Below are 19,650 nucleotides of genomic sequence, written 5' to 3'. Positions count from 1 at the left end.
CCCTGTCATGCCCGGTCGTGCAGACGCAGGACCATCAGAACGGAATAGGCATTGCCCAGCGCACCGGCGATTATCGCAGCTGCCAGCATTGCCGAACGTATTTCGACGGGCAGGACGAGAGTGCCGAGCAGTAAGCCAGCGCAGGTCGACCCCCAAAGTATCGCCTTGCGAAGGTCCGATTGTGCTGTGGGTCTCTGGCCCAGCAAGGCAGTGATACTGTCCGGATCGAGGTCCGTGCGCGATAGCAGCGCCTCTCGCATGGCCTCGATCCGGGCGCGCTTCAACCTGTAGATAAGCCATTGGGCAGAAATGACAATCGCTCCGATGACGAGCGCGAAGACGATCGGAATCACTTCATCCAGGGGACTCACATCCAGATTTGCTGCTTCCACGTTTCGTCACTCCCGATGCTCTTCACAGAATAGCCGTCGCTTCTTTGATGCGTGACCGCGGTCATTTGGATGAGGGGGCAAAAAAATAAATGGAAATCATCATCCAATGCACCCTGCGGAAGCATCAGAGGCGTGTAATGCAGAGGAGAAAGATGTGATGAAAGCCTTTATGATGCTGAGCGTCTTGTTGCTTGCGCCAGTGCCGGTGCAGCAGGAAAGAGATATCCGGGACGCGGCCGTGCCAGCAGAAGAGTTTGCGGCCCTGGACACCCTGATTGCGGAGCAGATGCGAAAGCTGGAAATACCGGGCCTGTCGCTGGCAATCATTCGCAACGGGCGAGTAGCGTATGTCCGGAGCTATGGTGTGGCTGACCGTGAAGCAGGCAGGCCCGTTCAAAATGACACGCTGTTTGAAGCAGCCTCGCTCAGCAAGGTCGCCTTTGCCTATTTCGCGCTGCGTGAGGTTGAAAGGGGCAACATCGCGCTCGATGCACCAATTGCCGAAATCTTCAAGCACCCCGATATAGATGATCCACGCAGTCTGCGTATCACCCCGCGAATGGTGTTGTCACACCGCACCGGCTTTCCGAACTGGCGATGGGAGAATGAAGATAACGCGCTTGATATCCGCTTCGAACCAGGCACCGAATTTGGCTATTCGGGTGAGGGTTTCGAATATCTGGCGCACGCAATCGCGCGAAAACGTGGTACCGACATTGCTGGTCTTGAAGCGATCATGCGGGCAGACCTCAAAGCCGGACTCGGCTGCGACACAGGGCCGTGGACTGTCTCCGATGCCAACCGTGCCGACATCGCGGCCGGATATATTGGCAAGGAACGGCAAGATGATTGGGCAGTCGCGAAACCTGTTGTCTCAGCAAGCCTTTTCAGTACGGCAGAGCGCTATGGGTGCCTTCTGGCAGGTGTTCTCAACGGGGCTGGCCTTTCGCGAGATCTGTATCGCGACATGGTATCTTCTCAGGGGGAACTGGGTGCGGATGATGATTTCCGCATGGATTTCGGGCTTGATGCCTGGGGTCTTGGTGTCGCGATCAAGCAGACCAGCCATGGAACCGCCATATCGCATGGCGGCGTGAATGAAGGCTTCACGGCGTGGTTTACTGCTCTCAGAGATCAGCGCAGCGGCTATATATTCTTCACCAATTCGCAAAAAGCCCCCGAACTCAATGCGGCGATCGAGGAGCGATTGCTCGCCATTTCGACCGGTGTTGAGTAAGGGGCATGGCACCGCAGCCTCGCGCTTTGTGCGCTTCCGCTGGTCAACCCACATCCTCTGCCGAGCGCATAGTCGAACTCGACATTGTGCGCGGCTTTGCCCTGTTCGGTGTACTGATCGCCAATTTGGTCCTTTTTTCCATAAGTGCGAATATTGCGACCGGTGCTCAACAGCAAAGCTTCTTTGCAGCTCCAGACAATCAGTTGACGCTGTTCCTTGTCATCTGGCTGGTCGATGACAAAGCCAGTACGCTCTTCGCGATCCTTTTCGGCATGGGCTTCTGGTTGCAATGGGCACGGCTGCAAAGGCGCGGCAGCAATGCCGGTCTTGTCTATTCAAAGCGTTTACTCATCCTGTTAGCCATCGGCGCGCTGAACCTGTTTCTGGTCTGGCCATGGGATATTCTTCAGCAATATGCGCTTGTGGGCTTCTTGCTGTTGATATTGCGACGATTGCCGAGCCGCTGGATGCTTGTATCGGGTATCGCCCTGAGCATAGCCGGCAAGCCCCTTGCCGAATGGTGGCTTGAGCAGGCTGGAGTGACTGCGGTCAGCGACAGAACGGTCTTTTCCAGTGCAGCCATTCTTCAAAGACAGGCAGCCTATGTCGAGGGGACATATTCCGAATGGCTGCAAGCAACATCACAGCTTGTTCTCAATGATTATCTGGCAAGCGGTGCGATCCTGGCCTGGGTCCTCTACGTTCTGGGACGTTTTTTGCTGGGAGCCTATATCATGCGAGAGGACTGGCTGGATCGGGCCATGTGTTCGCCGCGTGCGACAGGGCGTTTCGCTTTCGCCATGATCATATGCGGACTGGCCCTTGAGGCTGCCCAGACTTCTATGCTGCTCGGCTTCGTCACAGCGCCAGAGGCTTTGCACATAGCTGCGCATGCCCTAGGTGCGCCCATACTTGCATTCGGTTACGCAGCTGCGGTGATCAAGGGGTTGCAGTCTGGCCCTTCTGGATGGATTTTGCGATTATTCCAGCCTGTCGGTCAGATGGCACTTACCAATTATCTGGTCCAGGGTATCTTCATCGGGGTGTTGCTCTATGGCTTTCATGGAGGCTTCGCGCTTGCAGGTACCCTGCAGCCTGTACTGGCTGCCCAGCTGTCTATCGGCTTCTTTGCAATGCAAATTATCGCCAGTCACCTGTGGTTCTGGAGATTTACACGCGGTCCGGTCGAAGCCTTGTGGCGAAAGGGAACCTATGGGAGTGGCGGACGTGTTGATGTCCGGCCTTCAAAGCAAAACCGGTCGGTATCTTGCGATACCGACCGGCCCCACTAATGCCTTTGATTCAATCAAAAGGCATAACGCAAACGCAGTATACCGGCATGGCTGTTATAGCCTGATGCTATCTCGCCCTGATAATCAAGGCTGACGCTGAAACCGGTTTCCTGACCGTAGTTCAGGCCTGCGCCGAATTCGAAGCGAGACTGCTCGCCATCGGTGCTGCTGACACGGAAAGGCGTACCTGCACCGGCAAAGCCGAGGTCAAACACCCGGGCATCACCGATAAAGTCATAGGCATAGGCGACATTACCACGTAACGAGAAACCGCTGTCGCTTTGCGTTGCCAGACGTGCCCCGACACGGCCTTCGAGGAAATCAACATCACCGGCATCCACATCGAGATTAAGGCCACCGGTTTCGGTGTAGCTATCCGATGAGAGGCTGGCATAGTTGAGCCCGACAAAGGGAATGATGCTGACCGTTTCGGTGCCCAGTTCATAGCCGGCATTCACCTGTGCCCGGACACCATCGACATCAAAGCTGCCCGATACCGGACCGCTAAGAACGCTGGTCCGTGATGTATCGACATCACTGAAGGAATAACCGACCACGCCGTTCACGAACAGCTTGTCCTGGTTATAACCGAGATAGGCCGAAATCTGCGATGCATTGATGTCGCTCTGCTCGCCGGCACCGCCATTCTGGTCGATGTCGATATCGGCATAGCTATAGGCCAGACCGACCCGCAAGCTGTCGCTGGCTGCAAAGTCAACGCCGATGGTCAGACCAAAGGCATCCGCGTCATAGCCGGTCACACTGGTGCTTTCGGCATCGCGGTCCGCCGTGCGGCCCAGAAACTGACCCCAAAGACCTGTTGCATTGCCGCTGGCCAGGCGATTGGTAACGAAAGCATCGGCAGTGTTTTGCGTTTCGAAGATTTCGCGGGTTACGCCTTCGTTCAATGCCGGAAGCAGTGTCAGTGCCGCTGCCTCGAACCCGGCTGCATCGGTGATGCTGTTCAGACCATTAAACACATTGGCAGGGAGTTGATTGGCAGTCACCGCGTTGGTCAGTGCACCGCCAAAGCTGCTGATATTGGCATCGGTCGAAACAGCAGCCAGATCGGTCGCGGATGTGGTTACGGCGATGGAGCCGATGTCGACCTCATAATCGATGAGGAAGTCATCATCATTCACATTGACCGTGACCCCATTGTCAACGAAATCGCCTGCTTCATCAAGGACGACGATGGTGCTGCCAATATCGGCCTGCCCGATATCTGTCGTCGCAATGTTGACAACGCTGCCTGCGTTTAGGGTGGTATCGCCCTCAACGAACAGCGAGTCACCGCCAAGCTCGAAACTGAGCGTTCCGTCAACCGTCAGATCACCGTCTATGACATTCTCGCCATCGATCGCGACCGTGGCAGGGGCGTCGACGACAACATTGACATCATTGGAGACATTGCCAGCCAATGTGCTGGTGCCGCCAGCGAATGTCAGTGTATCGGTAAATGCCGAACCGAGGAAATCGCCTTCAAGGCTGCCACCGGTCTGAACAAAGTTTAGCGCGGCAAGGGCCGTTGACGCGTCCACGGCGTCGGCACCGGAAAGCGTGCCACTATTGGTGAACGTGCCGGTAAAGGCGATGTTCTCGATCAACACGGCCGCTGCAGTTTCCGATGTGATGGTGCCATTGTTGACGATATCATCGGCAACGGTAACGGTTGTACCTTCACCCGCGCCGTTGAACAGGCGCAGACCGGCAGATGCACCGGAAGCCAGCGCCTCGCCGCGGCCGGCAATGGTACCATCATTGACCAGGGTGAAGCTGCGAACATCACCGTCATTGACGCCAAGCTGCAGCGAGACACCCGAACCGGCAACTACCGGGTCAATCACGCCGATATTGTTCAGGGTGAAGTTGTTGGCCGTGGCATCCGAATAGACGGTGCCGTTGCGTTGTGCACCGGTGCCGAGGATCGAACCGCTGTTGTTCACGGTCAGGCCGGTGCCATCGATATTCAGCGCACGGCTGCCCGAAGAGATGGTACCGGCATTGTTGACGACAGCACCGGTGAAATCGCCGCCACCGCCTGGTGTCGCATTGCCGAAATACAGGCCGTTCTGTTCACCGAAGATGGTGCCTCCAGCCTGGTTTTCGATAGTGCCGCTGAACGACGTACCGTTGACGAAACGGATACCGGCAGCGGTACCCTGGGTCGACTCACTGGTGATGGTGCCAGAGTTGGTGATGGTTCCGGTGAACAGGCCGGTTGACGGGTTCATCAGTGATCCATCGACACGCCCGCGTTCAAAACGCAGACCGTCACCAGCAGTTGCCGCTCCGGCTGCAGCCTGACCACGGCCCTGAATGGTACCGGAGTTGATGATAGCAAAATCATTGCCACCAGCGGACAACTCTGCAGAGAAACCTGCACCTTCATTGCCTTCACCTGCGTCGATCAGGCCGGCATTGTTGAGGGTGAAATCCTGTGCGGTGCTGTCGGCATAGACGGTGCCATTGCGCTGATTGCCGGTGCCGATGATCTGGCCACCAGCCAGATTGTTGACCACCAGGCCCGTGCCATCAATGTTCAATGCCCGGCTGGCCGAGCTGATCGTACCGCTGTTGTTGACGACAGCACCGGTAAAATCGCCGCCGCCTGCAGGCGTTGCATTACCGAAATACAGGCCGTTCTGAACGCCGGAGATGGTGCCGCTATTGTCGATGGTGCCATTGAAGGACACGCCATTGACGAAACGGATACCGGCGACCGTACCATTGGCGCCTTCACTGTCGATCAGACCCGAATTGGTTATCGTGCCGGTGAAAAGGCCATTGGTGGTGCCATCGAGCATGCCACTAACGCGTGTGCGCTCAAAGCGCAGGCCATCACCTGCTGTTGCTGCACCTGCGCCTGCATTACCACGACCCTGAATCGTACCAGAGTTGACGATGTCAAAATTGGTGCCACCATCTTCTACGGATGCCAGCTCTACGGAGAAACCTGCACCTTCATTGCCTTCACCTGCATCGATCAGACCATCATTGTTGAGGGTGAAATCCTGTGCGGTGCTGTCGGCATAGACAGTGCCGTTGCGCTGATTGCCGGTGCCGATGATCGAACCCGAATTGTTCAACGTCAGGCCTGTGCCGTCAATGTTGAAGGCCCGGCTATCCGAGGAGATTACACCGGTAGCGAGGTTGTTGAATACACCATTGGTGTGATCACCGCCGCCTGCCGGTGTCGGGTTACCGAAATAGACACCGTTCTGGACTCCGGTGATCGTGCCGGCATTGTCAAATGTGCCCTGGAAGGAGACGCCGTTGACGAAACGGACACCAGCAACTGTGCCATTCGCACCTTCGGAGGCAATCAGGCCGCCCTGTGCATTGGTAACAGTGCCGGTGAACAGGCCAGTGGTCGTTCCGTCGAGCATGCCGTTGACACGCGCACGTTCAAAGCGCAGGCCATCACCTGCAGTTGCTGCGCCAGCAGCAGCATCGCCACGGCCCTGAATGGTACCCGAGTTGATGATGGTGAAATCATTGCCCTCAGCCGAAAGCTCGACCGAGAAGCCGGCACCTTCATTGCCTTCGCCCGCATCGATCAAGCCTTCATTGTTCAGGGTGAAGGCTTCCGCCGTACTGTCGGCATAGACCGTGCCATTGCGCTGATTGCCGGTGCCAATAATTTCGCCACCCGCGCGGTTGTTGATGGTCAGTCCGTTCCCGTCAATATTGAGGGCGCGGCTGTCAGAGGAGATGGTGCCGAGATTTTCAACCACAGCACCGGTAAAATCGCCACCGCCTGCGGGGATGGCATTGCCGAAATAGAGACCATTTTGCGTGCCGGAGATAACACCATCGGCCTCATTGGTGATGGTGCCGGCGAAGGATACGCCGTTGACGAAACGGATGCCGGCAACGGTGCCATTTGCACCATCCGAGGAAATGGTGCCCGAGTTGGTGATATTGCCTGTCAGCAGACCGCTGGTTGATCCGTCGAGCATGCCATTTACCCGGGTGCGCTCGAAGCGAATGCCGTCACCGGCTGCTGCCGCGCCCGCGCCCGCATTGCCGCGACCGGCAATCACACCGCTGTTGTTGATGGTGATGGTCGTGCCTTCAGCTGCCAGTTCAGCCGAAAAACCGGCACCGCCGACAACAGCATCTATCGTGCCTTCATTGTTAAGTGTGAAATCATCAGCGGTGATGTTGGTATATACGGTACCGTTGCGCTGAATATCGGTGCCCAGAATTGCGCCCAGATTGTTGAGCGTCGCGCCATTGCCATCAATCTGTACCGCGCGCGAATCTGCTTCGATAATGCCGGTCAGACCGTTGTTGATGATCGCGCCGCTGGTGCCATCAGACACCTGGACGGTCTGGGTTGCACCGGTGGTTGCCAGTGTGCCGTCATTGTTGAGCGTCACATCATCATTGACGATTACGACAGCAGGTGCGCCATCGACGCTGGTTGTATTGCCGACCGGATTTACGATGATTTCGTTATCGGCAATGCTGGTTATTGTCGTCATGTTGGCATCGGGGATAATGGTCTGCGCCTGTGCATTGGCAGATGTCATTATTGCCAGCGCGGAAGAGGTCAGCAGCAAGCTGTGCGACGCAGCTTTTGCTCTGCTTGTGTTCGAGGTTTTCATCAGTGAGCCTTTCAGATTCCTAGTGGGGACAGTGAAGGCTGATCCAGCTAAGAGCGGCCTTCCGACAGCGAGGCTTAGGGCCGGAAAACCGAGTCGTATAATATATGTTTCTGATGGTGATTATAAGCGCTGCTTATAAGGCAAAGTATTGATAAATATAGATATAATTGCAGCATGACTAATCGCAGTCCCTGCTTTCGGGAACTGTATAAAGAGGCGATTATGAGGGTGCGTTTATGCCTGTTTGGTCAGTGCAAGGCCTGGGTATTATCTGGTGGATGGCGGCGAATCTGATCGCATAATGCGTGCAGGATATGTTCGCGTGGACACCCTTTGCGCGAGAGAAAACCGATATTTCTAACATAGCTCTCATCATTGATTTCGATGAAGCGGATATGCGGATTCGCACGGGCGATAAAAGGCACTCCCAGTTCCGGCATCAATGTGCAGCCGAAATCATTGGCAATATAATGGGAGGCGGTCAGCAGACTGGTCGCAGACATATCTTCCGGTACATCCAGACCGACACGATTATCCTGACACAAGGCTATGGCTTCATTGCGCAGGCAGTGTTCTTCATCGAGCAACAGCATTTCTTCGCGTGGAACCTCTCTGGCGGAGATGGTGTGGCGATTGCTCAGCCTGTGCTTGTCTGAAACGATCAGATACAGCTTCTCGCGGAATACCGGGGTGAAATTGCAGCCAGCCGCATCAAAGGGTCCGCTGACAAGCGCGACATCGATGGTACGGCGACGCAATTCCTGTACCAGTTCCGCCGTCGGTTTCTCGCGATAAATAAGCTTTAGCGAGTCCGCGATATCTTTCACCGAACGGCTGATATAGGGAACGATAAATGGTGCCAATGTCGGGAAAATTCCCAGCTTCAGTGGAACCGATAGCGGGTCACGATATTCTGCCGCCATATCATTAATCTGGCGTGCAGAACGCTGCATGTCCTTGGCCGTGGCGATAATCCGGTAACCTGCCTCGGTCGGACAAACGCTCTGATTGGTACGGACGAATAACTCTACGCCGAGGCGCTCTTCCAGTTTTTTTACCTGAGACGAGAGCGCCGGCTGCGAGACATGGCATGCCTGCGCCGCTTTGCCGAAGTTACGATAGCGCTCAATAGCGACAATATATTCGAGATCGCGAAGATTCATGCCCTGCCTCTTTTCGTTGATCATTCGAACCAATTAGGGGCGAGGTTACAACGCATCCGGAAAACCCTGGCCACAAGCCCTCATAGGCTTCCCGCGATGACAGGCGCCATTAATGATGTCTTGTGCATCCGCTCTGGCCCTAAACCTCTACATTCTGATCTCTGGCGACGTTCCAGTCCGGGCATATGCACCCAGAATCGAGAATTTCGGGTCACCTTTGTAAAATGCCTTATACTGTCTGCAGCCGTCGTGATGCGTGACTGTCAGACTCGGACCTGTCGGCGCGAGGCGGTTGCCTGATTGAGCAAAGGGAGGTTGCTATCATGAAAAGGATTTATCACACTACAACCGCGCTGACACTGGGCCTTGCTGCAGCAATTCTGCTGCCTGCCGAGGAAGCGCGCGCCGATGACTGTATTCTCGACCGCAACGATAACGGCACACCCGATGCTGGTGATGACGATGGTGGTGCGGATTCAAACGATGATGATACGAGCCTGGCCTGTGGGGTTGGCGCTACCGCAACCGGCGCATCTTCGACGGCCCTTGGCGGCAATGCCAATGCCGCCGGTGCACAATCGATCGCGCTTGGCTTCAATTCCAATGCCACCAATGCTTCGAGTATATCAATTGGTGCGCAGAGCGATGCGACCGGCGAAAACTCTGTAGCGATTGGCGGCGATGGCGGCGATGGCGGCACCCAGGGTTCGCTCGCATCCGGCAACAACTCTGTCGCAGTCGGGGGCGATGCCCAAGCCGTTGGTGAAGACGCAACAGCAATAGGGGCGGGGGCCCAGGCCGGTGCGTTTGGCACGGCCTTTGGTCGGCTCGCCATCTCCAGTGCCAGCGAAGCCCTGGCCATCGGTCAGAACAGTGACGCCACAGCTACTGCTGCTGTTGCCGTCGGCACCGATGCACAGGCGACGGGCATAGGGGCTGTCTCGCTCGGCCGCCAGGCCAATGCCGCACAGGGTGATGCCGTGGCTATTGGACGTTCGGCAAACGCCAACGCAGGAAATGGTCTGGCCATAGGCGCGTTTGCATCAACCACTGCCAGTAACAGCGTCGCTTTGGGCGACAATTCGGTCGCCAATCAAAGCAATACCGTCTCGGTCGGCGCAGCCGGCAGTGAACGCAGGATCGTCAATGTCGCGACAGGTACGGGTGATACCGATGCGGTCAATCTCGGTCAGCTCAACGCGGCGGTTGCAGGCGCGGCCTTTGCCAGCTCGGACTATTTCGTCGCCAACAGCACCGGAACCGCCGCCAGCGCAGCCGGCGATGATGCCATCGCCGCGGGCGAAGAGACCAATGCCAGTGGTGACGAGGCGGTCGCGATCGGCGAGCTCGCACAGGGTTCGGGCGAAGGCGCGATTGCCATCGGGCGCGATTCCGATTTCGACGTGCTGCTTGATCCTGACGATCCCGCCAATGGCGACCTCGATCCCTTTGGGGCGATTGCATCGGGACGGGATTCGGTTGCCATCGGCACTGATGCGAAGGCGTTCGACTTTGGCGCGGTCGCGATCGGCGATGAAGCTCGGGCGGATACTGAGAGCAGCATAGCCATCGGTCAGTTTGCGCTCGCCGATACCGGCTTTGACTCGATTGCGGTCGGCTTTGCCGCCACCGCCAGCGGCGAACAGGCGATTGCGATCGGTGCGGGCGCTCGGGCGCTTAACGACGATACCATTGCAATTGGCGATTCTGCCTTTGTCGCAGGCGATAACGGTATCGCGCTGGGGGACGATTCGGCGGTAGTGGAGGCTGACGGCATCGCGCTGGGTGAAAGCGCGGTGGTCACTGCGATCGAGGGCGTTGCTCTGGGCAAGGAAAGCGCGGTGATCGGCAATCACGGCGTCGCGATCGGTCGTTCGGCCGGTGCCGACGGGTTCGGCTCTGTTGCGCTTGGCGGTGACGGCACGGATGTTGATGACGACATCGATCCGACGGTTGAAATCGGTGCGCTGGCGCTGGGCGCCGACAGCACCGCGGTGGGCGCGGACGCCTTTGCCGATGCGACCGGCGCGACCGCGCTCGGCTCGCGCGCGGCGGCACAGGCGCAGGGCGCAATTGCCATCGGCTATGACAGCGACAATGATGATGCGGCGGGTAGCGGCATCGCCACCGGTGCGGAGGCACTGGCACAGGACAGTATTGCCATCGGCACTGACGCTCTTGCGTCGGCCACGGGCGCGGTTGCTCTGGGCGCCAATTCTATCGCCGATGAGGCCGATACTGTTTCGGTCGGCTCCAGCGGCAATGAACGGCGCGTCGTTAATGTCGCGGCGGGCACCCAGGATACCGATGCGGTGAATGTCGCGCAGCTCAATGCAGCGACCGCGAGCACGCCCTATGTGCAGGTCAACTCGACGACAGGCGGAGCAATAGCCTCAGGCAATGGCGCGATTGCGATTGGCGGGGATACCGGTGACGGCATTGACGGTGATGACGATGGTGCACAGGCCAGTGGCAATTTCTCCATGGCGATCGGTGCCGATGCCAATGCGCAGGGGCTGTTGTCATTTGCCATCGGTCCGGCTGCGAGCGCCACCGGCAACAGTTCCATGGCGATCGGTACACAGTCCCGGGCCGAGGGTGTGGGCTCGATAGCCATGGGCTTCCAGGCGTCGGCGACAGCAAATTTTGCCGCTGCCTTCGGGCCGCGAGCTTCATCCGCCTTTGCCAATTCGATTGCCATCGGGTTCGACGCGGCGACCACCCGGACCAACCAGGTGTTGCTGGGTACCACGACGCAGACAGTAACGCTGCCTGGTCTGCCCCAGGCGATATCCAACAATGCCCAGTCGGGTACGCTGTTTTATGTCACAGTCGATGCGGCCGGGAATCTGGGCTTTTCCTCGACACCGTTGGGAATCAGCAGCACGACTCTGGTTGCACAGCCCGTACAAACCGCAGGAGCGGCTCCGGTGCCAGCTATTACACCGATGCCGGCTACAACAGCACCGCCTGCATCTGCTGCGGAGGTTCCAGCAACCAATATTGCTGCTGCGCCGCAACCACCTGCATCGCCGGGCCTTGCCCAGACGGGGGGTAACAGTAGCCCTGGCCATGCGCCGGTTCAGGCAGCAGCAAACACCGCTGCACTGGGTGGGCACGAATGGGATCCTGCCGAGGCACCGATGGGCGCATCAGGCATGGCACCTGGAGATCGTGGTGGTCCGGCGCGTGTGGAGCTGGCCAGTGCTCCCGAAACAGTAGTTCCTGACCAGCCAACGCCTGCCGGTTCTTCTGATGAGCCGCCCATTGGCGTTGTGCTTGGCGAGGAGAGCCAGAATGTCCCTGAGCCACCACCAGCCAGCCATAACAGCAATGCCAGCCCGCGCCGGGTTGCGTCCGCATCGAACAGCAATGCAGCCACGCTTGCAGCCAATACTCTCTCGGTTGCGAACCAGGTGACACAAGCCCAATTTGGTGCCCTGACAGACAGGGTAACCACGCTGGAAGGCCGGGTGGATGCATTTTTTGATCTGGCGACGACAATTGATCGGGACGCCCAGCGGGGCATAGCCGCGATTGCTGCACAGGCCAATCCGCACTTCCCGAGTGAGGCGGGCAAGACCAGCTATGCCAGCAACGTAGCCGTCTATCGCGGTCAGGTGGGTGTATCGGCAGGGATGATGCACCGGTTTGAAGGCGACTTTGCCATTACCGCCGGTGTCACCTATGCTGGTGGCAATTCGACCAGTGTCCGCGCCGGTATTGCGGGCGAATTCTGATCCATTTCTGCCGATCCCCAGAGGAGATGAGCCATGACACACACAGACAAGGGAACAGACGAGGCTATCCATGATATTATGGTTGAACCCAGAAAATCCTGGACCAGACCGGTGCTGCGGGCCCTGTACCAGGATATGGAGGATATTGAGGGTCTGACGGGAACCAATGTAGAGGTGATCACCGGTCCAACCTCGTAACGACCGTGCGGGGGCTGGGCAGGGCATCAGTGGCTATGCCCGCCAGCGCCGGTCGCTTTCGCGGTTAAAATATGATATTGGTTGTCTCGGCACATCATTCCGGGCGCTGTAATTCACATAAAATGGCGCACAGCTGGTGTCTGCAAACCGCAATATGACGCCGATTATTCACAACTGTCCATTTTAGTTGACACATCGAGTGTTAATTTAATTTGACTCTCCCTGAAAAAACTGAAATAGTTGACGGGCATAGAGCTACTATTGGTCGGCCCGATGCAGAATATTGCGCTGCCCGCGTCTCGGCGCGGGGAAAGGGGTTGCACGCTATTCCTTGGCGCTTGCCTGGCGGACAATGCAGGTATGAAGCCCGCATTTGTTGATTGCCATAATCGGAAGAGAGGAAACTCTATAATGACTGACGATACGAAGGTTTACCCAACAGGCCTTACCGAAGCAGAGGCCATCGAGATTAATGAGGGCCTGAAATGGGGCACGCGTATCTTCGCTGCCATTTCCGTTTTCGCCCATGTCCTGGCGTTCGCACTGTCGCCGTGGATGCAATAAGGGAGAATGACCCATGAATGAAGGCCGTCTATTTCTTTACGTAAGCCCGAATGTGGTCTTGCCCATTCTGTTCATCACTCTGGTGCTGACTTCGCTTACAGTCCATTTCTCGATCCTCAACAACACCACCTGGTTTGCTGACTTCATGCAGGGCAGTGCCGCTGCTGAAGCACCTGCTGCACCTGCTGCTGCAGAGTAAACAAGAGGACCATTCCCGGATCTGGAGTCCAGGCGCCAGATCGGAATAGTCAGGTTGTCAGTAAGAAGAGGGTCCGGTCTCATGACCGGACCCTCTTCTATTGTCAGGCTGGTGTTCGCCGTTGGTCTGTGACGGTCAAGGCAATCTAGGCCGTCCTCTATCTCCGTGCAGGTTCGGTCTTGGCTTCGGGACGACGCAACAGCGGTATCATGACCAGCAGCGTCGCCAGAAGTAGCGCAATTTCGAGTAGATAGACCAGTATATAACCATTGGTTACCGGTGGCCAGGCGTCTGAAAGAATGATGTTGCGGCCGATATCGCGCATGACCCCGCCCAGAGCAGCGCCGACACCGGCAGCCGTCGCCTGCACTGCACCCCATGCTCCGAGCGCGATCCCGACCTGGCCGACGGGAGCATGGCGCATAGTTGCCGTCAGCGTGCCATGGCCGAACAGCCCGGCACCGCAGCCGATCAGCAGAACACCGACAGAAAATAGCTGCGGCGAAAGGGCCGGAGCGGCAGTTATTACCATGATGAAGCCGGGCAACCCGACCAGCGCGCCCGAACCGGACATCATCATGGGATCGCTGCCCCGGCTGAGAATTTGCGAGGCCATGGCAAAACCGACGAGACTGCCACCAGCGAAAATGGCGGTGAGCTTGGTGGTGGTGCCTACGTCCAGACCGAGGACCTGCCCGCCATAGGGTTCAAGCAGCACGTCCGACATGGTGAAGGCCAATGTGCCCAGGCCGATAATGACCAGCCGCCGCATCGCATGACCCTGTTTGATGAAGCTTTCCCAGCTTTCCCTGAAAGTCGGCGGTGGTGGCGGCTCTTCGGTCATCAGATGTGCTGGAGTGCGCGCTTCCTGCTTCCAGGTCGCGATAAAGTTGAGCACTATGGTGACTATCGCGCAGATCGATATCACCTGGATCAGACGAAAGGGTGTGAAATTGGTCAGGAACGTACCAAAGGCGAGAGCGGCTATGATCGAACCGACCAGCAGGCTGACATACATCAGGCCGACTACATTGGCCTGCTGGTCTTCGCGCGCCAGATCGGTAGCCAGTGCCAGACCCACGGTCTGGGTGATGTGAACGCCTGCGCCGACGAGCAGAATTGCAATTGCCGCACTCATCTGACCGAACCATGGCGGCCAGTCGGCCGACTGCAAAGCACCGGCGAGCACCAGCAGCGCAAAGGGCATGATCGCCAGGCCACCAAACTGGATCATGGTGCCGCGATAGATAAACGGCACACGGCGCCAGCCCAGGGCCGAACGATGGGTGTCTGAGCGAAAGCCGATCAGCGCGCGGAACGGCGCTACCAGAAGTGGTATCGCCAGCATCACGCCGACAATGGTCGAGGCAACCTTCAGCTCGACAATCATCACCCGGTTGAGCGTGCCGACCAGAAGCGTCAGGGAAATGCCGACCGAGAACTGGATCAGTGACAGGCGCAGCAAGCGCGACAATGGCAGATCGTCGCTGGCGGCGTCGGCAAAGGGCAGCAGTTTCTTGCCCCAGCGTACCCACAGAGCCATCAATTTCTTGTCGAACTGATTCACACTGGCGGCCTCTGCTGATCGTCTTGGCGACTATCCTGAATTGTCTATAGAAACAGACGGTTGTCGACAAGTCCAGCAGATGTTCCCGCCTGTGCCACCGCAAGACTTTGGCGATGGTCCAAAAGGCGATAAAGACGAGGCGCTCATCCGGTAGAGATCAAACAGAAATCGACCTCTGCACGGGGTTATGACGCGGTCACGGCGATCACATTGTCATCGCTGTTGCGGTCGATATATTTATTATAGGGGTCGATGCCGACATATTCCGGTTTTTGCGATGTCCGGATAGTGATCTGCTGGCGTCCCGACCTGACCGGCTGGCGCTGCATCGAAAGCACGTCCGCCTTGCCAAAGGCACCGAGCCCGGGACGGGCGGTAAACAGACCGACATCGATGCTGTCATCGAGACGGGCTTTTGTTTCCTTGCCCTGGCCATCGGCGTAAAACTTCTCGGCAACAATGGTGAGTGTCGTTTCGAAGCTGCCATCATCCATCTCACGCACGTCGACACTGTCGGCCTTGAGGTCGTAAATAGTGATCTTCTCCAGCATATCGGTCACAAGCTGGTGCTCGAGCTGGTTGCGTGCCAGCGATTTGAAGCCATCGACCAGATCGTAGGAATTGGCATAGGGCTGGCTTTTGAAGCGGTACTGATCGAGCAGCCCGGCGAGCATGGCATTGACCCGGTCCTCGCCCAGACGGTCCTGCAGCAGATACATCACCACCGCGCCTTTGCGATAATGGATATAGCCCTGATTCTCGACGCGGTTGAGCGGAAGTTCCTCGATCACCTCGCTGCCGCGCGCCGACAGATAGCGATCAAGCTCATATTTCAGGAAGCGACGGATCTGGTCCTCGCCGTACATGTCTTTCATCACCATCAGCGCCGAATATTGCGCCAGCGTCTCGATCAGCAACGTACCGCCCTGCTGGTCGGCGCTGATCAGCTGATGGGCCCAATATTGATGGCCGAATTCATGCGCGGTGACATAGGTGACATAGTCGATCGCGTTCGGGTCACTGTTATCGGCGATAAAGCCAAGCCGCTCGGAATAGGGCACCGTGCCGGCAAAGGCCTGGGCGAAGGTGTCATAACCGGGAAACTCGATGATCCGGGCATAATCGAACTGATAGGGACCGAAATTGGCCTTGTAATAGGCCAGCGACGCCTCGATCGCATTGAGCATGATGTCGACATTATAATCATGTTTGGGGTGATAATAGACCGCAATATCGACACCATCGGCCTCGCGTTCCTTAACCGCATATTCCGCTGACTGGACCGAGAAGAAGGCCAGTATCGGCTGCTCGGAAACAAAGCGTGCAACCCGCCGGTCACCGCGGATTTCATCCGATACCTTGCTGCCCGGAGCAATCGGCGTCTGGTCCTTATGGGTCGATACGGTAATGTCGGATGTCACCCAGTCGGCATTGGCGACATAGTTTTTCTCGCGGGCACTCTCATCTTCCAGCTTGGCCTGGCGCAGTTCCGGTGCAAGGCCATATTCGCGCCGCGTCTGGCGGTCCTGCAACAGACCATTGCGATCCATGCCGAGCTGCGGTGCAAATTCACTGTTGTTGAGGAAGGTACCGTTGCGCACCAGCCGGGTGTCATTGCCGCTGGCGCGGAAACCGCGCTGCTCACGCGATGTTTCAAAACTGACGGTACGGGTCTCGCCCTCTGCCATCGGCGTATCGAGGGCGTAGATCCAGTATTTCATCGCCGGATCGTCGAGTGTGATGCTGCTATCGGCGATGGTTATCGACTCGACCTTAACCTGCGTATCGGGGAAGCGCACATGCAGCGCTTCCACCGGCGCACCGGTATCGTTGACAATCACCATGGTGCCCGAGGCGGTCATGCGCTTTTGTTCGGGATAGATATCGACCTTCAGCGTGATATCGGTCGTCGATGGTTGTCTGATATCCTCATATTTGAGATATTTCTTCTCATAGTCAGCCAGCCGCTGCTCGCGGTCGGACTGGGTGAGGAAATCGTTCATGACATTGGTGTTGTTGTAGATGAACGCACCGCTGCTGGCAGCGGTGAGGCCGGCACCGAGGATCAGTGCGCCGGTGGCGCTGACCAGACGCCGTGGCAGTTGGCGCAGTCGTGGCAGCAGGTTGACCTCGGTCCCCCGGCGCCACAGCAGATGCGCCAGTGCCGCGAGGATAACGGCGATGGCACCCCAATAGAGGCGCAACCACCAGCCGACCATGCCGTTGACATTATTGCCGTTGAGATCGGAGAATAGAGGGCTGGGGGCGGCATTGCCGTAGAGGTAGAGCGGGTGTTCAAGACCGATTGCGGAGAATGTGATGGTTGCAACGAGATAGAGCACCATGATCGCCCAGCCGACATATTTGTTCGGGCTCAACGCCTGGACGAACACCGCCAGCACCGCGAGGATGATCATGTCGACGCCCCAGGGCAGCAGATACCACATGACATACTGGTCCAGCGCGACGTCGGTAAAGCCACGCGCCAGCTGGATCAGCACCGCTGCGATCATCGATATAAGAATAGTAGCAAACAGAACGCCGGACACGGCAATCGTCTTGGGAACCATATAGGCCCAGTTGGGGAGCGGCGTGGAATCGATAATCTCGTGCATTTTGCGGTCGCGGTCACGCCACACCAGCTCGCCGGCATAATAGATGGCGATGATCAACGGGATGATGCCGAAGGCGCCGATCAGGTCGATCAGCAGCACAAAGGTGAGCGGTCGCGAGGGCGTGCCGTAAATCTCATTAGTGAACATCAGCGCGGCGCTGGCGTTGAACAGTCCGATGATCAGTAAAACGACAAAGGCCGGGCTTTTGAACACCTGAACCATTTCGAAACGGGTGCGCGACACCAGATGCGCCCAGGCGGCGGCGTTGACATTGCCATCAGGCAGATGCTCGACCAGCAGGGGTTTAACGGTGGCAAGCTTCGCCGCCTTTTTGGCCTGTCGCTTGGCTTTGCGGGCGGAAACGCCGCGTTCGGCAAAACTGAACCAGCGATAGGCGAACGCCAGACAAAGCAGTGAAAAGCCAATCCAGATCAGCCTGTTCCACAGGATGACACCGCCCATGGGCGGCACCAGGCTGTTGGACTCGCTGGCTGTCCAGTACCGGATGACATTGTTGAAAGCGGCGATACCGAAAGGATCGGCATAGCCGGTGAGGTCGCGCAGCTCGGGCATGTTGTCGGTGCTGACGTTGAACACGATATAGAGCACAAGCAGCACCACCACGCCGAGATAGCTGTACATCATCGAGCGGGTCAGTGTCGCTACGGCGAAGAAAATGCATGATGTCAGGAAGATGCCCGGCAAAGCCATGACAATATAGGCAAAGGCATAGTGGCTGAACCGGTTGGGGCCGAGTGTTTCCGGGTCAAGCCATGGCATTAGCGACCCGAGCCAGATGGCGATTGGGACTGTCAGAAACGCAATCGAAGCCGCCAGAAAGGCTCCGGCGAAACGACCGATGAGATAATCGAACTTTCTGACGCGCGTGGATCGCACCATTGGTCCGAAACCGCTCTCATCATCGCGGACAATGACATTGGCGACAAAGGCGGTGGTCACAAACATAAAGAAAAGCGTCTGGATCAGGTGAATCCGGATGATGGCAACGGGGCTGTTGGCATTGACATTGCCGCCGCTGCCAATCTGTATACCATCGACCGTCATCGCGCCGAATGTCAGCAGAAAGAACAGGATGGAGACTACCCAGAAGACCGGGTTTTTCAGCTGGTAACGCAGCTCGAAAGTAGCAATTTTTGCGAACATCACTTCTCTCCGCTTCAGGCCGCTGCCGCGCTGTCGCTGCGGGTTCTGGCCAGGGTCGAGAAATAGACATCTTCGAGGCCGCCATTGACCGAGGCGAAGCCATTGCCCGGATCCTCGGCAGAGAGGATGTTAATGATCGTCGCCCCGGCAAATAGCCGCGTCGATATCACCTGATATCTGGCGCGATAGTCCTCCAGCTCGTCGCGTTTGATGGTTTTCGACCAGACGCTGCCCTGTGTCTGTGCGATCAGATCGAGCGGTGCGCCTTGCAGCTGGATGCGACCATTGGCGATGACGGCCATATTGGGACAGAGATCCGCGACATCCTCGACAATATGAGTCGACAGGATGATGACCACATTTTCGCCAATTTCCGCCAGCAGGTTGAGGAAGCGGTTGCGTTCCTCCGGGTCGAGCCCGGCAGTGGGTTCATCGACAATGATCAACTCGGGATTGCCGATCAGCGCCTGGGCGATGCCGAAACGCTGGCGCATGCCGCCGGAAAAACCGGCAATCGCTTTTTTGCGCACGCCCCACAAATTGGTCTGGTTGAGCAATGTCTCGACCGTCGCCTTGCGGTCGGCGCGTGAGGCAATCCCCTTGAGAACCGCCATATGGTCGAGCATGTCATAAGCCGAAACGCGCGGATAAACGCCAAAATCCTGCGGCAGATAGCCGAGCCGCTCGCGCAGTGCTTCGGGCTGTTGCAAAATGTCGATATTGCCGAACTGGATAGAGCCCTGTGTTGGTGTCTGCAGTGTCGCCACGGTCCGCATCAGTGTCGATTTTCCCGCGCCATTGGGGCCCAGCAGTCCGTACATGCCCTTGGGTATGGACAGGGTGACATTGTCCAGCGCCCGGGTGCCATTGGGGTAGATATGGGTGACATTCTGCAGTTCGAGCATG

The 19,650-nt window shown here is 57.4% G+C and carries 12 protein-coding genes; 6 read left to right on the top strand and 6 right to left on the bottom strand.

Annotated elements, in window-relative coordinates; genetic code table 11:
* Positions 1-5: 5 nt before the first annotated feature.
* Positions 6-392 (bottom strand): hypothetical protein, encoded by a 387-nt coding sequence (locus AAFX04_09010; protein ID MEO1045564.1) that lies wholly within the window; start codon positions 390-392, stop codon positions 6-8.
* Between the two features lie 157 nt (positions 393-549).
* Here AAFX04_09010 and AAFX04_09005 point away from each other — a divergent pair, with 157 nt between their 5' ends.
* Together AAFX04_09005 and AAFX04_09000 are read left to right on the top strand one after the other, a co-directional pair.
* Positions 550-1,629 carry a serine hydrolase domain-containing protein gene (locus AAFX04_09005; GenBank protein MEO1045563.1) on the top strand — a complete coding sequence of 360 codons (1,080 nt, stop codon included), beginning with the start codon at positions 550-552 and terminating at the stop codon, positions 1,627-1,629.
* A gap of 5 nt (positions 1,630-1,634) precedes the next feature.
* Entirely contained in the window at positions 1,635-2,921 is a 1,287-nt protein-coding gene (locus AAFX04_09000) for a DUF418 domain-containing protein (GenBank protein MEO1045562.1), read from the top strand.
* A 14-nt stretch (positions 2,922-2,935) separates the two neighbouring features.
* Here AAFX04_09000 and AAFX04_08995 read toward each other — a convergent pair whose 3' ends face one another.
* Both AAFX04_08995 and AAFX04_08990 read right to left on the bottom strand, forming a co-directional pair.
* Positions 2,936-7,459 carry an autotransporter outer membrane beta-barrel domain-containing protein gene (locus tag AAFX04_08995; protein MEO1045561.1) on the bottom strand — a complete coding sequence of 1,508 codons (4,524 nt, stop codon included), beginning with the start codon at positions 7,457-7,459 and terminating at the stop codon, positions 2,936-2,938.
* A 323-nt stretch (positions 7,460-7,782) separates the two neighbouring features.
* Positions 7,783-8,697, bottom strand: a complete 915-nt coding sequence (locus AAFX04_08990) for a LysR substrate-binding domain-containing protein (GenBank protein ID MEO1045560.1) — start codon at positions 8,695-8,697, stop codon at positions 7,783-7,785.
* Between the two features lie 323 nt (positions 8,698-9,020).
* Here AAFX04_08990 and AAFX04_08985 point away from each other — a divergent pair, with 323 nt between their 5' ends.
* From AAFX04_08985 to AAFX04_08970, 4 genes are all read left to right on the top strand, one after another.
* Positions 9,021-12,437, top strand: coding sequence for a hypothetical protein (locus AAFX04_08985; GenBank protein ID MEO1045559.1), 3,417 nt, complete (start codon positions 9,021-9,023; stop codon positions 12,435-12,437).
* Positions 12,438-12,470: 33 nt separating this feature from the next.
* On the top strand, positions 12,471-12,635 hold the full coding sequence (locus AAFX04_08980; GenBank protein MEO1045558.1) for a hypothetical protein: 165 nt from the start codon (positions 12,471-12,473) through the stop codon (positions 12,633-12,635).
* Positions 12,636-13,046: 411 nt separating this feature from the next.
* A complete protein-coding gene (locus AAFX04_08975; protein MEO1045557.1) occupies positions 13,047-13,199 on the top strand; it encodes a light-harvesting protein in 153 nt (50 codons plus the stop codon).
* A gap of 13 nt (positions 13,200-13,212) precedes the next feature.
* Entirely contained in the window at positions 13,213-13,398 is a 186-nt protein-coding gene (locus AAFX04_08970; protein MEO1045556.1) for a light-harvesting protein, read from the top strand.
* Between the two features lie 157 nt (positions 13,399-13,555).
* Here AAFX04_08970 and AAFX04_08965 read toward each other — a convergent pair whose 3' ends face one another.
* From AAFX04_08965 to AAFX04_08955, 3 genes are all read right to left on the bottom strand, one after another.
* Positions 13,556-14,965, bottom strand: coding sequence for a PucC family protein (locus AAFX04_08965; protein ID MEO1045555.1), 1,410 nt, complete (start codon positions 14,963-14,965; stop codon positions 13,556-13,558).
* Between the two features lie 185 nt (positions 14,966-15,150).
* On the bottom strand, positions 15,151-18,744 hold the full coding sequence (locus tag AAFX04_08960; protein MEO1045554.1) for a M1 family aminopeptidase: 3,594 nt from the start codon (positions 18,742-18,744) through the stop codon (positions 15,151-15,153).
* 14 nt (positions 18,745-18,758) lie between these two features.
* On the bottom strand, positions 18,759-19,649 hold the full coding sequence (locus AAFX04_08955; GenBank protein MEO1045553.1) for an ABC transporter ATP-binding protein: 891 nt from the start codon (positions 19,647-19,649) through the stop codon (positions 18,759-18,761).
* Position 19,650 lies beyond the last annotated feature (1 nt).

The sequence above is a fragment of the Pseudomonadota bacterium genome (assembly GCA_039818985.1).
Classification (GTDB): Bacteria; Pseudomonadota; Alphaproteobacteria; order Sphingomonadales; family Sphingomonadaceae; genus Alterisphingorhabdus.
This window is presented reverse-complemented; position numbering and strand designations above follow the sequence as displayed.

Excerpts from the sequence above, each read along its gene's own strand:
- AAFX04_08970 (MEO1045556.1), top strand. The coding sequence starts at position 13,213 with ATGAATGAAGGCCGTCTATTTCTTTACGTAAGCCCGAATGTGGTCTTG.
- AAFX04_09000 (MEO1045562.1), top strand. The coding sequence starts at position 1,635 with ATGGCACCGCAGCCTCGCGCTTTGTGCGCTTCCGCTGGTCAACCCACA.
- AAFX04_08955 (MEO1045553.1), bottom strand. The coding sequence starts at position 19,649 with ATGCTCGAACTGCAGAATGTCACCCATATCTACCCCAATGGCACCCGG.
- AAFX04_09005 (MEO1045563.1), top strand. The coding sequence starts at position 550 with ATGAAAGCCTTTATGATGCTGAGCGTCTTGTTGCTTGCGCCAGTGCCG.
- AAFX04_08990 (MEO1045560.1), bottom strand. The coding sequence starts at position 8,697 with ATGAATCTTCGCGATCTCGAATATATTGTCGCTATTGAGCGCTATCGT.
- AAFX04_08960 (MEO1045554.1), bottom strand. The coding sequence starts at position 18,744 with ATGTTCGCAAAAATTGCTACTTTCGAGCTGCGTTACCAGCTGAAAAAC.
- AAFX04_08985 (MEO1045559.1), top strand. The coding sequence starts at position 9,021 with ATGAAAAGGATTTATCACACTACAACCGCGCTGACACTGGGCCTTGCT.
- AAFX04_08975 (MEO1045557.1), top strand. The coding sequence starts at position 13,047 with ATGACTGACGATACGAAGGTTTACCCAACAGGCCTTACCGAAGCAGAG.
- AAFX04_08980 (MEO1045558.1), top strand. The coding sequence starts at position 12,471 with ATGACACACACAGACAAGGGAACAGACGAGGCTATCCATGATATTATG.
- AAFX04_08995 (MEO1045561.1), bottom strand. The coding sequence starts at position 7,459 with ATGACATCTGCCAATGCACAGGCGCAGACCATTATCCCCGATGCCAAC.